Origin of the sequence: Sorangium sp. So ce1153, assembly GCF_051521595.1 — a bacterium.
Taxonomy (GTDB): domain Bacteria; phylum Myxococcota_A; class Polyangia; order Polyangiales; family Polyangiaceae; genus Sorangium.
The window spans coordinates 783145-798126 of sequence record NZ_CP150361.1 but is presented as its reverse complement, the minus strand read 5'-3'; the positions used below and the strand labels follow the sequence as shown (position 1 = coordinate 798126).

The window sequence follows — 14982 nt, the reverse complement described above, 5'->3', positions numbered from 1 at the left end:
GAGCTCCCTCACCGGCGCGCGCAGTCCGTGAACGCGATGTCCACCTGGAAGGGCTGGGTCGCGTCCTCCGGCACATCCAGGGCGGCGCTCTGCGCGCAGCGCATCCCGAGCGCGTTCGTCAGGTAACGCATGTACCCCGCCTGCGCCTCCGCGAAGCTCGCGAACTCGAGCGTCGCGACGCAGCCGGACGTCCGGCACGAGAGCCGCTCGACCTTCCCGGCGTGCTCGAAGTCCTCCGCGACGCGCGCGATCTCTGCTCGGATCGTCTCCGTCGCGCCGCTCGACCAGGCGTCGTCGAGCGGCTCGGCCTCGAGCCGCGCGATCCGCTCGCGCTGCTCGGCGATCACGCGCCCGCGCTCGGCCTCGATCTCGGCGGCGTCGGGCGGAGGCCGCGCCGCGGGCGGAGGCTCCGGCGCGCGTTCTGAAGGCGCCACGGGCGGGGAAGCCTGAACCGTCGAGGCACGCTCCTCCGTCGGGATGACCCCAGCGTTCGTGGGCAGCGCCGCGAGCGGTCGAGCTTCGCCAGCGGTCGCGGCCGCGGCGGCGGAAGCCGGGCGGCCCGCCTTCGGGGCGAGCACGAACGACGAGATCACGGCAGCGGCGACGCCCACGGCGGCCGGCGACACCACGCGAAGCAGCGACGAGAAACGATGGACGTGCGACATGGTGCTTCTCCTCCACGATCGATGAACGAAGGCTCCCGGAGGTCGTCCGGTCGATGAGCATCGAGGCGAGCCCGCCCCGGCCGAGCTCTGCGCTGCGCGTTCCATCAGCGCTCGATCGCGGCGGGGACGGGGCGCCCATCACGCGCGGTCTCTCGAGGGATCATCGAGCGAGCGGCGCTCGCGGCCTGCTCACCAGGTCTGGATGCCGCTGATCCTGCTGGCACCCCCGATGCCGGTGCGCGGGAGCGAGACGACGAGCACCGGGTAGTTGTCGGCCAGCCCCGGATTCCTGAGGTGGTTGATGTTGGGCGCGTCGACGCTGCGCCCGACGATGAAGCCGGTCTCGGTGCCGTGCGTGATCTCGCCGGGGGCCGCGCAAACGGCGGCGCCGCCCGCCCATGACGTCATGCAGACACGGGCGGTGACCTGACCGTTGCCCTCGTTGTTCCCGTCGTAGCCATCGACGAAGATCGGCTGTCCGGAGTCGCGGAGCGCCGTCGAGATGGGGCAGTAAACATTGCGCGCGGTGGACCACGCGAAGCCCCCGCTGCGGTTGGAGATGCCGTCGGGACCGACCCCATAGTCGCCGACATAGTCGGTCTCGAAGAGGCAGGCCGTGGCGTGCGTGGGCTCGCGCGCGTCGGCCGGCGATGTACCCAGCGCGCTGAAGGACGCTGCTGCGGTGGCCAGACCGATCAGGACCCGAGCGAGGACGCGAATGCTTTTCATGAGGATCTCTCCGTACCCATGGGGCTGGTTGCAGTGGACGATCGCTCTCGTGCGATCGTGCCGCGGACATTGCACGGCTCGCGCCAACACCATTTCCGGACAGACCCGAGCCGGCGCGGCGCAGCGCCCGACCGTCATTGCGCCGCTGTCGCTTCCCTTTGCTGGATCGCAGGAGGCGTCCTTCGCTCGCGCGCGCTCACGAGGTCTCTGCCGGATCACCCCGGTCTCGACGTGGAATCTGCGCCCGAAGCACCTGTTGCACCGGTTGCACGCTGCCGCCCCCCGGGCGCGGCAGCTCGGGGCGCGGGGTCGGCGCGTTCGCGGGGCGCACACCGGGTGTTGCACCCGTTGCACCGGCGCTCAGCCGCGGAACTCCTCTGGATCGATGCCGTAGCGCTTGAGCCAGCGCTGGATCTGCATCCGCGCCTTGCCCATGGCGTCCGCGACGCGCGTGATGTTGCCCCGGTGCTCGCGCAGGAGCGCGAGCAGCTCCTCCCGGCGCGCCTCGTCCTCGCTCGCCGACCGGGAGGCCTCGGCGCTCGCGCGCCGCACCGCCTCGGGCAGGTGCTCCAGCTCCACCCGCTTCGCCTCGCCGGCGAGCACCACGGCCGTCTCCAGGCACTTCTCGAGCTCCCGGACGTTCCCGGGCCATGAATACCCGAGCAGCGCGCGCGCCGCGCTCGGGTGGAGCTGCACCCGAGCGGCCCCCGCCGGATCGAGGCGGCGCAGCAGCGCGGCGGCGAGCAGGCCGAGGTCCTCGCGGCGGTCGCGCAGCGGCGGCAGATCGAGCCGGTGGCCCGTGAGGCGCGCGAGCAGATCCGCGCGGAAATCGCCGGACGCGACCATCCGATCGAGCGGCCGGTGCGTGGCGGCGATGACCCGGAGATCGACCGGCACGGCGCGCGTGCCGCCCACGGGGCGCACCTCGCGCTCCTGCAGCACCCGCAGCAACGCCGCCTGGGACGACGCGGGCAGGTCGCCGATCTCGTCCAGGAAGAGCGTCCCGCGATCGGCGCTGCGCACGAGGCCGACGCGATCCTCGGTCGCGCCGGAGAACGCGCCCCGGCGATGGCCGAACAGCTCCCCTTCGACGAGCTCGCGGGGGAGCGCGCCGCAGTTGAGCGCCACGAAATTGCCGGGCCGGCCCGAGAGGGCGTGGAGGGCGCGCGCGACCACCTCCTTGCCCGTCCCCGTCTCGCCCTCGATCAGCACCGAGATCGTCGAGCGCGCGATCGGCGCGACCTGGGCGAACTGGCGGCCCAGCGGGGGGAGCAGCGTCGCGAGGCCGGGCGCCGCCCCGTCGAGCGCCGACGCGTCGAACACCGCCGGCGCCCCCGGCGCGCTCGGCAAGGCGGCGCGGAAGATGATGAACGTGTGCCCGAGCTCGATGACGTCGCCGTCGCGGAGCTCGGCCTGTTGTACCCTGGCGCCGTTGACGGAGCTGCCGTTCTTCGATCCGGCGTCCTCGAACATCCAGCGCTGGAGCACCCGTACCACGCGCGCGTGCGTCGAGGAGAGCCAGGGATCGGGCGCGCGCACGACCAGGCCGGGGACGCCGTCCGCGGTCCGCGCCTCGATCGAGCGCGCGGGGCCGCGGCCCACGACGATCTCGCCGAGGCCGGCGAGCGCCACGCGGGCGGGGGGCGCGAGCGGGCGGTGGCTCTCGAGGACCAGGAAGAGGTGCGCGCCCGACGCGCCGTCCGCCGCCGCCGGGAGAGCCGGCGTGGCGGAGATCGTTCCGCTGTCAGGGACCCAGGGCATCGGCGCTTCCTCCGCTTCCGCTACCCAGCCTCCGCCCGGCCGTCAACAAGGCGGCCCGCGGCGCGCGGCTGGCAGCGACGCCGGATAATTCGAGGTGTTTCCCGCAAGATCGGGGATCGGGCGTCGAGGAAACGCGGCCGGCGCGACGCTGGCACCACAACCCGGTCACGCGCCGGGGCGCGCCGGACCGGCGGTCATGGGCGTTGTAGGCACGGGCCTTGTTTGTAGGCACGGGCCTTGTAATGGAGGGGCGCATGATCCTTCGATGTCTCCTCGTCTCGCTCGCGCTCGTACCCGTCGCCCTCGCCGCCTGGACGCAGCAAGCCTCGGCCAGGACCAGGATGCCGCAGAATGGGCTCAGCACCGAAGCCGTCCCGCGGAACCTCGGCTTCCTGAACCGGCTGCAGTCGAGCGGCGTCGCGCTCGTGCCCGCCCTCGAGGTCATCCTCGAGGAGCGGGGCCCCGGCGCCGGCTTCACGACGGGATCCCCTGAGAGCGAGAATGAGCTCCTGAAGTACATCGTCGGGTGCGCCATCGACTCGGACGTGTCCGTCAGCGTCGGGGGCCTCACCTGGAGCGGTGAGCTCGGGCTCTGCGGCGCTACATCCGCGCTGGGGGACTGGATGAAGGACCCGGCGCAGCCCGGGTGCCTCGAGGCCGTCTCCGCCTGCGTCCTTGCGCGGGTGAACGCGCTCGGCAGGCGCGTCCCTGTCTCGCTTCGCGGTCAGGACGGCATACCCACGCTCCTCGGCGCGGTGCCGGTCCAACGCGCGCTCCGCGATGGGTCTCCGATCCAGAGCTTCCGCGCCTGCAGCCTCGGCGAGACCACCCTCGAGGGCAACTGCGGCTGGACAGCGGCCTACGTCGGGATCTGCCAGCGCGGCGCGCGCGTGCGCCTGGAGCGCAGAGCTCCGGTGATCGCGCGCGTCTGCAAGGGCATCCACGGTTGTGATCGTGACCAGCCCGACATCTCGAGCCCCCCGGGCTATCCGTTCCACTATGCGGGCTTCGTGGGAGGGTTCGGCGAGGGCGATCCCATCGAGTTCACGTGCCCCTGGGACGTGGGCGCTGCCCCGAGCGGGCGGCTCGACCACACGTACTTCAGCGTGATGGTGGCGCCGGCCGGCAAGGGCCCTGTCTCCCCCGGCGCCGTCGCGGCCCCTCCCGGCGCCGCCATCACGTATCCGGCCGCGGAGCGGGAGGTGTTCACCTATGCGGAGGGCGCGTTCTACGGGGATATCTTCAAGGCGCCGCCGGCGAGCCATGCAGCGGTAGGCGATGACGACGGGCGACACGCCTGTTACAGCGAGATCTGGTCAGCGGGCGAGGCGTACTTCACCGATCGGTTCTGCGCGGGTCCGGCGCGGGACTGCGAGCTCGACGCCCAGCCCCGCCCCTGCCGCTCGCTCAGCCCCGCCCTCCACGTCTGCGAGAGCGGGGTCCCGCTCGGGGGCGTCGAGCTGTGCACGCCTGTCTGCGCGGGCACGAGCCCCGCCCCGGAGTCGGCCTATCTCGACTGCAGGGAGCAGCCCTCCAGCACCTATCGATGGGAGCACGGGATCACCGCCTTCCTCAACGACCCGAGCGATCTCGCCAGCGGGCCGGAGGGCTGGGCGACCGTGTGCGCCCACGACAAGTGCGCGACAGGCGCGGCGCTCGACAAGTGGTGCAGCCCGAGCGTGACGGCGGTGTGCGCCGCGGATCCCTATTGCTGCGCGGTCGCCTGGGACAGCGTCTGCGTCAGCGAGGTCGAGAGCGTGGCGGACAGCTGGGCGTGCCGCATGCGCGAGGGCGACTGCTCTCACCCGCTCTGCACCACCGGCAGCCGATGCGAGCCCGAGCCGGACACCTCGAGCGCCTGCATCTGGGAGCTCTGCGCCGCGGACCCTTACTGCTGCACGACCGCCTGGGACAGCGTCTGCGTCGGCGAGGTGGAGAGCGTGTGCGGTCGGACCTGCGACTGAGACGAGCGCCGCGCGCCCGGCTCACCGCCCCGCGCCGCGCGTCGCCTGGACGAGCCGGCGCATCTCCGCCACCGCGGGGACGGGCTCGTCGGCGACGGACCACGCGTCGAGGACCTGCTTCGCGAGGGCCCGCGCCCGTTCGCCGTCGCCGCGCCGGGCGGCGCGGCGCGCGGCGCGCACCAGCGCGAGGCTCGCCCCGTTCTGCTCCGCAGAGCGGTCCGCGACGGAGGCCTCCAGGCGGTCGACGAGCTCGATCTCCCCCGTGTGCTCGAAGGCCTCCGCCATCGGCCCGGCGAGCACCTCGACGAACGGGCCCGGCGTCCGGAGCAGGGGGCGGAAGGCGCGCGCCGCGCCCGCGAGATCTCCGGTGGCATAGCGCTCGGCCCCCGTCGTGAAGGCGTCCGCGTCCGGGAGCGCGCTGTACGACAGGGGCTGCTGGAGCGCCCGGAACCGGCTGAAGCAGCGGCGGGAGACGGCGGGCGAGGCGTGCGCGCAGACCGCCGGCAGGCGCAGCGGCACGTCGAGGTGCACGACGTCGAGCGGCGGGGGATCGGGGTCCAGGAAGCGCTCCACGATGGCGTCCGCGACCTCCCGCGCGCGGCCGAGGACGAGCGCGATCTGCAGCGCGTGCCAGGCGATCTCGAAGCGCTCCACGCGGAGCCACCCGGCGTCGTCGGCGGAGACGACCATGGCCTGCCTCGCCCGCGCGAGCGCGGCGCCGAAGCGGGCCTCGCTCGCCTCGACGCGGAGGAGGAGGAGGTCGCTGCGGAGGCGGTGGACAGGGTAGCCACCGCCCGCGAGCGCGAGCGCGATGCCACGCACCTCCTCGCGCGCCCCGGAGACGAGCAGGGCGTCGGCGAGCGCGCTGGCCACGTACGTGTCGAGCGGCGAGAGCGCATGGGCGCGCCGGGCGTACGCGAGCGCGGCGGCCCTGTCGCCCGAGCTCTTCGCGTGGAACAGCCACCCGTAGCTGTTCCACGGCGCCCACGCCTGCATCGCGCGCAGCGCGACCGCCGCGCTCGAGGTGCCCTGCGTCACCGCGAGGAGCTGGAGCCAGGGCGAGCAGAACTCGCCGATCGGGTTCTTCGGCTCGGCCTGCACCGCGAGCATCGCCATCTCCTCGGCCCGCTTCGGGTCGGACGGCTGGAGCAGGCACGAGAGGGTCGCCGCGAGCGTCGAGCGCCCGAGCGCCGTGGCCTCGCGCCGGAAGCGCCGATCGAGCTCGGCGATCAGCGCCGGATCGTCCGCGGATCGCGTGTTGTTCTCGACGCGCGCGCGCGCGGCGAGCCCGCCCGGTGACGCGGCGTCCGAGGGAGGCAGCTCCACCTGCGGCAGCGGGAGGCCGAGCGTGTAGGCGCAGCGCCAGCGCTCGCCGGGCCCCATCTCCGCGAGCTCGGCGCTCCTCGCCGCGACCCGGGAGCACTCCTCGGCGAGCCCGCCCGCGTTGTTGCTCATGGCCAGGGCGAGATCGAGGAGCGCGAGGCCGCCGCCGATGTCACGAGCACGCGAAAAATCCGCCACGGTGGGATCGAGCGCGGGCGCCACCGGGAGCGAGCCCCGCTCGGCGAGGGGCGTCATCGCGTCCCGCACGGCCTCGTAGAGGGCGCGCCCTGTGCCGGCGGCGCGATCGATCTCGGACCCGTCGGGCCGACGGAGGACGAGCGTGATCCGGAAGCCGGCGCCCTCCCGGACGACCTCGCCGTCGGCGTACGCCGCCGCCCGCCGGCGCGCGGCGTCGATCGAAGCAGCGCGCGCGTCGGGGGCGGCGTAGGGATCCTCGGGGAACCGGTCCACGAGCTGCGCCGGGAGCGACAGCAGCTCGGCCGGGACCAGCGTGTGCGACGAGGAGCCGCCGAGCATCACGCGCGCCCGCTCGCACACGGCGCCCGCCGCCGCCGCGCCGAGCCACCCGGCGGGCGCCTCCACGCCCGAGGCCTCCAGGATCGGACACGCGAGCACCGACGCGGGGGCCGCGAGCGGGGCGGCCGCGGCGGGCGCCGTGTGCGAGCGGGTGCCCGCGTCCTGCCGCGGCCGCGCGCCGGCGCCGAGCCACGCGCTGGCCCCGGCCATCACCACGGCCAGCGCGCCGCCCGCGCCCAGCGCGCGCCGCCTCCATGGCGCGCGCCCGCGCGCCGCGACCGGCGCGCGCTCTGTCGGCCCGAGCGCCGCGACCGGCGCGCGCTCCGTCGGCGCGAGCGCCGCGAGGCCGTCGACCTGCGCCGTTGAGCTTCGCTCGACCGCGGGCGCGCCGCCGCCGTCCGCCGTCACGGTCCGGCCGTCGCCCTCGTCGCCCTCGTCGCCGACGCGCGCCTCCGCCGCGCCCGTCCCCACCTCGGCCGCGCGCTCGCCGCCCGCCTCCGCCGCGTCCTCGTCTCCTCCGCGGGGCACGTCGATGCCCCACACGTCCGCGAGCGCCTCGATCGCCGCCCGCGCGCTCGCGAAGCGGCCCGACGGATCGACCCGCGTCGCCTTCACGAACCAGGCGTCGAAGGCGGGCGGCAGCTCCACGCCGCGCCTCGCCGCGCGCGCGCTCGGGCGCTCCCTCGGGCCGCGCACCGTGACGAGCGCGAACGCGAGCAGGTTGTCGTGCTGGGCGAGCTCCTGCGCCCAGTACGCCTCTCCCGTGAGGAACGTATAGGCGATCATCCCCAGCGCATACCGATCCACGGCGGCCGTCACCTTCGCGCCCTGGAGCTGCTCCGGCGCCATGTACAGCGGGGTCCCCACCGCGGTGGCCGTCCCGGTGATGGTCCCCTCGGCCATGAGCTTCGCCACGCCGAAATCGAGCACCTTGATCCGCGCCTGCCCGCCTTGCTCGGCGAGGAACAGGTTCCCCGGCTTCAGATCGCGGTGGATGACGGACGCCCGGTGCATCGTGTCGAGCGCCGCCGCCGTCTGGTGCAGGGTGCTCACCGCCTCGCCCGGCGAGAGCTGGCCCAGCCGCCTGAGCCGCTGGCTCATGTCCTCTCCGCGCAGGAGCTCCATGACGAGGAACGGCGCGCCGGTCGCCTCGTCGACGCCCGCGTCGAGCACGTCCACCACGCCGCCGCCCCCCACCCGCGCCGCGACCCTGGCCTCGAGCGCGAACCGGTCGCGCAGGTCTTGCCGCTCGGCGATGTGCGGGTGCATGACCTTGAGCGCGCACCGCCGGTCGGTCTGCGCGTGCAGCGCCTCGTAGACCGCCCCCATGCCCCCCGCGCCGAGCCGCCGGAGCACGCGGTAGCGGCCCGCGAAGACGATGCCTTCGACGAGCCCCAGCCCGGGCGGCGACGGCTCCTGCACGCCCTCAGGATGCCACGGAGCCCGCGCGCTGAGGAGCCCGCGCGGCCGGCCGCGCCGGGTCGCCGAGGCCACGATCACCCGAGAAAACGAGCCGCTGAGGAGGCAGATGGCGCCGGGGCCGGCCGAATCTCAACTACACTCGCCGCCGTGCACTTCACGATCCCGCTCTTCGAGCGGCGGACCACGAACGTCGAGTGCGTGACGCTCGGCCTCGGACCGAGCACGCGGTCGCGCGAGGGGCGGCACCCGGAGCGCGTGCGGCGCCTGCTCGTCGAGGAGCTCAGGCCCGTCTTCGAGAAGGCCCGCGCGGCGGAGCTCGCGCGCTTCGAGATGCCGCGCGGCATCCGGCTCGAGAAGGTGCGCCTCGAGCTCACGCTGTCCGGCGCCGGCCTCGCCGACCGCCGCAAGGTGAGCGGGCTCTGCCCCGTCGTGCTGGAGCCGCGCTGGGCCTCGGAGCACGAGCGCATCGTCTTCGCCTACCACCCCGCCCGGCAGGGCGACGCGGCGCCGATCCGCGACGAGCTCCCGCTCGAGGAGCAGCTCCGCGCGCTCTTCCAGGTCGCGTGGGCCGCGCTCGACGACGACGAGATCGCGCTGCTCTGGAGCCGGGGCAAGGAGCGCCTCACGACGCTGTCGTTCTCGTGCACCCCGCGCTCGGCGCTCGCGGACCTGCCGGACCGGCCGGGCGACGACGACACCGGCGCCGATCCGGCGTTCCGCTGGAAGAAGCGCCGGGGCCTCAAGGTGCTGCCCAGCCTCGGCGTGAGCCTCACGCAGCGCGCGGCCCAGGGCGACCTCGACGGGGGCGTGCCGCGGTCGCCGCAGCGCGAGCAGCTCGCGCTGCTGCTCGGCGCCGGCAGGGCCCAGCCGGTCATCGTCATCGGCCCGCCAGGGTGCGGCAAGACGACGCTGATCCACCGGGCGGTGCTCGACCTCCTCGAGGCCGACGGGTACGGCGCGCACAGGAACCTCGACCGCGCGCGCGACGTCGTCGCCGTGAGCGGCCGCAGGATCATCGCCGGGATGAGCCACCTCGGCGACTGGGAGAAGCGGTGCGTCGAGCTCGCCGAGGACGCGCGCAGCCGCGGCGCGATCCTCGTGGTCGACGACCTCCACCACTTCGGCCGGATCGGCAGGTCGCGCGAGAGCGAGCGGTCGCTCGCCGACTTCTTCCGCGGCCCGCTCTCGCGCCGCGAGCTCGTCATGGTCGGCGAGTGCTCGCCCGAGGCGTTCCGGCTCCTCGAGCAGGAGTCCCCGTCGTTCGCGGCCCTGTTCACGCCGCTCTTCCTCCCCGAGGCGACGCCCTCCGAGACGTTCCGCCTCATGGTGCGGGAGGTCCGCGCCCTCGAGCAGCGCCACGCCGCCCGCGTGAGCCCGTACGTGCTGCGGACGATCCTCGATCTCGGCGGCTCGCTCCTCTCGGCGCAGGCGCTGCCGGGCAAGGCGATGGACCTCCTGCGCGAGGTCGTCCGCGCGGGCGGGGGGCCCGCGCCCGGCGCGGAGCAGGCCAGGGCGCGCAGGCCGCGGCCGATCGACTCGCAGGACGTGCTCAGGCTGCTGTCGCAGAAGACCGGCGTGCCGCGGCTCCTGCTCGGCGGCGACGAGCCCCTCGACGCCGGCGCGCTGGAGGAGGAGCTCGGCCGGCAGGTCATCGGCCAGCCCGAGGCCGTGCGCGCCGCGGCGGACCTCGTGGCGCGCATCAAGGCAGGCCTCGTGGATCCGCGGCGTCCCTACGGGGTGTACCTGTTCACCGGGCCGACGGGGACCGGCAAGACCGAGCTCGCCAGGCGCATGGCGGAGCTCATCTACGGCAGCGCGTCGCGGCTCCTGCGCTTCGACATGAGCGAGCAGAGCGGCCCCGACGCGCCGGCGCGGCTCATCGGCGACCGCTACGCGCCCGACGGGCTCCTGACGCAGCGGGCGCGGGAGCAGCCGTTCTCGCTGGTGCTGCTCGACGAGATCGAGAAGGCGCACCCGTCGGTGCACAGCCTGCTGCTCCAGCTCTTCGAGGACGGCCGGCTCACCGACGCGGCGGCGCGGCCCGCGCACTTCAACCACGCGGTGGTGGTGATGACCTCGAACCTCGGCGCGCGACCCAGGGCGCTCGTCGGCTTCGGCGGCGCCGGCCTCTCGGAGGCGCGGGCGCGCGCGATCGCCGAGGAGTCGGCCCAGGAGGTCGCGCGGGCCGTGCGCGAGTTCTTCCCGCCCGAGCTGTTCAACCGGATCGATCGCGTCGTGCCGTTCCGGCCGCTGACGCCCGAGGTGGCGGCGCGGGTCGCCGAGAAGGAGCTCGACCGGCTGCTCTGCCGCCGCGGGCTCGCCGAGCGGAGCGTCTTCGTGCGCCGGGGCGCCGGCGTGGCCGAGCGGATCGCGCGCGAGGCGTTCGTGGCCGAGGACGGCGCCCGCTCGGTGAAGCGGTTCATCGAGGACGAGATCGGCTCGCTGCTCAGCAACGCGCTCGCCAGCGGCGCGCCCGCCGCGATGCAGGTGCTCCGCATCCACACGCGCGAGGTGGCCGGCGCGGAGGGCGCGGCCGGCGCCGCGCCCCCCGCGCCGGCCGCTCCCCCCGCGCCGGTCGCACCGCCCACGCCGGCGGCCTCTGACTCCGCCGATTCCCTCTCCCCGTCCCCCTTCGTGCTGCACCGCGAGGCGCTCGTGGAGGCAGAGCCCGCGGCCGCGGCGTGGGCGCTCGCGCCGCACCTGGCGAGGCCGCTCGACGCGCTCACGGCGGAGCTCTCGCCGCTGCTCGAGTTCGTCGACGCCCTCGAGCGGAGCGACGGCCTCGCGCGCCTCTCGGAGCGGATCCGCTACCACCTCACGGAGCACAGCCGGACGGCCGCGGAGGGGCCCGAGGCGCACGAGCACGCGGAGGCGGTCTACAACCTCGACGCGATGCGCGGCGCGATCCAGGCGTTCCGCGAGCGGATCGAGCTCGCCCGCCGCCGGAGCGGCGACGACGACGAGCAGCAGCACCTCGACCTCGAGATGCGGCGGTTCAGCTATGTGACCGTGGAAGACGAGTGGAGCCGCTCCCGGGTGCGCCTGTTCCACCGGCGCCAGCAGCCGGGCCCGCTGCGCCGGCTGGCGAAGCAGGAGGTGCTGGAGTGCATCGCGGAGGGCCACGCGCTCCGGCGCGCGCTCCGCAAGGTGGACGAGCCAGGCCAGCACGCCGTCCTGATCGAGCTGCTCCGCGCCGCGAGCTTCGCGGAGGCGCCGTCCGGAGGCTCCGGCGCGCCCGCGCCACACACGCCGCACACGCCGGATGAAGGGCTCTTCGAGGCGCTCGCGCGCGCGTACGGCGAGGCGGGGGGCGAGGTCGAGGGGTGGGCGGCCGCCCCCTCCGGCCGCGCGCCGGACGGCGATCGCCAGGCGCTCGCGCGCGCGGTCGAGCAGGGCCGCGGGACGGCGGGGCTCGACGCGGCGCTCGCGCGCGGCCCCGAGCTCCTCGTCCTCGGCGTCGTCGGCCTGTGCGTGCGCGACTTCTTCGAGCTCGAGACGGGCGCGCACGTCTGGACGTCGCTCGCGCGCGGCCCCGAGGTGGTGCGGGTGCGCGTCCTGCCGGCCGGGCACGGCCTCTCGCCGGCGAGCGCGGTCCGGGAGCACCTCGAGCGGCAGGCGGCGTTCGACGAGGCGGCGCGGCGCGGGCGCGCGCTGCCGCCGAACCCGGCGGAGCTCCTGCCCGTGGTGCGGCGGATCCGGTTCGACCCGCCGCGCCGCCCGGGCAGGGCCGCGCCGATCGAGATCGAGGACTACGTGATGGGGTACGCCGAGTCGGCGCTGGTGAGGAGCCTGTCGCAGGCCCTCGCGCCGCTGTGGCTGCTCAGGATGAGCCGGGAGGACGTCGCGTAGCGCGCCGCCGCGGGGCTACTGCGGCTTGAACAGGTCCAGGATCCCCTGCCCCACCGCGGCCGGGTCGGGCAGCGCGACGCCGGTCGGCTCGGTGCCCTCGAGGAACACCTCCTGCACCGCATTCTCCAGGCCGGGCATCGCGATCGTGCCGGTCTCTGGATCGATGTCGAGGCGCACGATCCCGAGCGGCTCGGGGAAGTCGGTCGCCGGCCGCCCCGCGTGCGCCTTCTCCATGAACGCGACGAAGGCCGGCAGGGCGGCGCTGCTGCCCACCTCGCGCGCGCCGAGCGGCGTCGCGTCGTCGAAGCCGGTCCACACCGCGCACGCGACGTCGGTCGAGTAGCCGACGAACCACGCGTCCCTCGCGTTGTTGGTCGTGCCGGTCTTGCCCGCGATCGGCCGGCGCAGCGAGAGCGCCTGCTTCGCGGTGCCGACCTTGACGACCGACGTGAGCAGATCCGTCGTGATGTACGCCTCGGCCGCGGTCATCACCGGGCGCGGCGGGGGCCGGGCCGGCGCGGGCAGCGCCTCGCCGCGCGGCCCCGTGATCCTCGTCACGAGGACGGGCTCCTGGTATGTGCCGCCCGCCGCGAACGTCGCGTAGGCGCCCGCCATCTCGCGCGGGGTCACCTCGTACGAGCCGAGCGCGAGCGAGAGGTCGGCGCCGAGCTTGGAGGTGATCCCGAGCTCGCGCGCCCACGCGACCACGGCCTCGGGGCCGACGTCCCGCAGCGCGGCCACCGCGGCCACGTTCACGCTGTGCGCGAGCGCCTCGCGCAGGCGCTTCGGGCTCTGCCCCTCGCTCTCGTCGTAGTTGCCTGGCTGGTAGCCCTCGAGCGCCTCCGGGTTCGTCTCGAGCATCGACGCGGCCGTGAGCTTGCGCGCGTGGATGCCGTACCCGTAGACGAGGGCCTTGAACGTCGACCCCGGCTGGCGGTGCGCCTGGCTCGCCCGGTCGAGCCCGCCGCGCACGCCCTCGTAGCCGCCGACGAGCGCGAGGATCTCGCGCGTGCGCGAATCTATCGCGATGAGGGCGCCCTGCGGGGCGAGGTCGAGCTGGAGCTTGCCGGCCCCGGGGTCGCCCGCGAAGCGCACGCGCAGCACCTTGCCGATCTCGGCGAAGCGGCTCGGCGGGAGCCCGCGCGGGTTGTACCGGCGCTCCTTGCGCAGGTCGACGGTGCCCTGCGCCGTGCCCACGCGGATCGCCAGCGTGCCGCGCGCGTCGTCGGCGCCGGTCACCGCGCCGAGGTAGGCGCGGTTCGGATCCCTGGGCGCGCCCTGGAACGGCGCCGGATCGCCCTTGGCGCGGGCGAACGGCGCGACGAGGCCGTGCCGCGCGGCGTAGGCGTCGAGGTTCTGGCGCACCGCCGCGCGCGCCGCGGCCTGCATCTTCGGATCGATCGACGTCACGACCGTGTAGCCGCCGTACCTGGCGTCGGGCCCGACGGCCTGCCGCAGCGCGCGCTCGGCCTCGGCGAGGACCTCCGGCGCGAGCTCGTCCGAGTGCTCCGGCTCCGGGGCGAGGCGGATCGGCTCCGCGAGGGCGGCGTCGATCTGCGCGGCGGGCATGAACCGCTTCTCGCGCATCTGCCCGAGCACGAAGGCGCGGCGCTTCTCGGCGCGCTCCGTGTTCACGCGCGGCGAGTAGATGGAGGGTCCCTTCACGATGCCCGCGAGGAGCGCCGCCTCGGCGAGCGTCACCTGGCGGATGCTCTTGCCGAAGTAGAACCGCGCCGCCTCCTCGACCCCGTAGCGCCCGTGGCCGAAGTAGATGTGGTTCAGGTAGAGCTCGAGGATCTGGTCCTTCGTGAGCTCCTGCTCGATGCGGCGGGCGAGGAGCAGCTCGCGGACCTTCCGGTCGAGCGTGCGCTCGTGCGTGAGCAGCACGTTCTTCACGACCTGCTGCGTGATCGTGCTGCCGCCCTGGCGCGCCTCCGCGGAGCGCAGGTTGACGATCAGCGCGCGGAGCATGCCGAGGTAGTTGAGGCCGTCGTGCTTGTAGAACCTGGCGTCCTCGGCCGCGAGCGCCGCGAGGCTCATCGCCGGCGGGATCTCGGTGACGGGCACGAGCGTCCGGCGCTCGACGAAGAGCTCGCCGATCACCGTGCCGTCGCGCGCGAGGAACCGCGTCACCTGTGGCGGGTTGTAATTCTTCAGCTCCGCCGTGGTGGGCAGGTCGCTCTCGTAGTGGCGGACGACGAGGAAGAAGGCGATCGTCGCGGCGGCGAGGAGGCAGGCGAGGGCGATCGCGAGCCGCTTCCCCCAGCGGAAGAGCTGCGCGCGGCGTGGCGGCCTGGGCCCCGCGCCGCCCGGCCTTCGCTGGAACAGCGCGCGGAGCGCCGCGAAGAGCGCTCGGAGCGCCGTGCCCACCCGCGCCCGCAGCGGGAGCCCGGGCGCGGGTGCGGGCGGCGGCGCGCGCTGGGGCGGCGGCGCGTGCTGGGGCGGCAACGCGTGCTGGGGCGGCGGCGCGTGCTGGGGCGGCGGCGCCTGCGGCGGCTGCGGGGGCGACCACACGCGCGTCGGCGCGCGGTCGCTCGGCGGCGCGGAGCTCGCCGCGCCAGGGTCGTACGGCAGCGTGGGCTCCAGCGGGGCGGGTCGACCGCCGGGCTCCTGGGGCGGCACGGCGGGTTTTCGCGGGAAGTCCGAGGCCATGCGTCAGCGCGCGGGGTCAGCGGCGCCGTCACGGCGCCCGGATCGAGGTGGAGGTGAAATTGCCGCGCCACGGTACCACG

Annotated in this window: 7 protein-coding genes; 2 read left to right on the top strand and 5 right to left on the bottom strand. The window is 75.0% G+C overall.

Annotation, left to right across the window (positions count from 1 at the left end; genetic code table 11):
• Positions 1 to 8: 8 nt before the first annotated feature.
• From WME85_RS02815 to WME85_RS02805, 3 genes are all read right to left on the bottom strand, one after another.
• Positions 9 to 665 (bottom strand): hypothetical protein, encoded by a 657-nt coding sequence (locus WME85_RS02815; RefSeq protein WP_437835091.1) that lies wholly within the window; start codon positions 663 to 665, stop codon positions 9 to 11.
• A 189-nt stretch (positions 666 to 854) separates the two neighbouring features.
• Positions 855 to 1394, bottom strand: coding sequence for a hypothetical protein (locus WME85_RS02810; RefSeq protein ID WP_437835089.1), 540 nt, complete (start codon positions 1392 to 1394; stop codon positions 855 to 857).
• Positions 1395 to 1754: 360 nt separating this feature from the next.
• The gene (locus tag WME85_RS02805) at positions 1755 to 3155 is read right to left on the bottom strand and encodes a sigma 54-interacting transcriptional regulator (RefSeq protein ID WP_437835087.1); all 1401 of its coding nucleotides are present in this window, start codon (positions 3153 to 3155) and stop codon (positions 1755 to 1757) included.
• A 254-nt stretch (positions 3156 to 3409) separates the two neighbouring features.
• Between WME85_RS02805 and WME85_RS02800 the strand changes: the two genes are divergently transcribed.
• Positions 3410 to 5119, top strand: a complete 1710-nt coding sequence (locus WME85_RS02800) for a hypothetical protein (RefSeq protein ID WP_437835085.1) — start codon at positions 3410 to 3412, stop codon at positions 5117 to 5119.
• A gap of 21 nt (positions 5120 to 5140) precedes the next feature.
• Here the strand turns inward: WME85_RS02800 and WME85_RS02795 are convergent, their stop codons facing one another.
• Positions 5141 to 8401, bottom strand: coding sequence for a protein kinase domain-containing protein (locus tag WME85_RS02795; protein WP_437835084.1), 3261 nt, complete (start codon positions 8399 to 8401; stop codon positions 5141 to 5143).
• Between the two features lie 147 nt (positions 8402 to 8548).
• Between WME85_RS02795 and WME85_RS02790 the strand changes: the two genes are divergently transcribed.
• On the top strand, positions 8549 to 12250 hold the full coding sequence (locus tag WME85_RS02790; RefSeq protein ID WP_437835082.1) for an AAA family ATPase: 3702 nt from the start codon (positions 8549 to 8551) through the stop codon (positions 12248 to 12250).
• 15 nt (positions 12251 to 12265) lie between these two features.
• On the opposite strand, the gene WME85_RS02785 is transcribed toward WME85_RS02790, so the two are convergent.
• Positions 12266 to 14872 (bottom strand): penicillin-binding protein 1A, encoded by a 2607-nt coding sequence (locus tag WME85_RS02785; protein ID WP_437835080.1) that lies wholly within the window; start codon positions 14870 to 14872, stop codon positions 12266 to 12268.
• Positions 14873 to 14982: the final 110 nt, after the last annotated feature.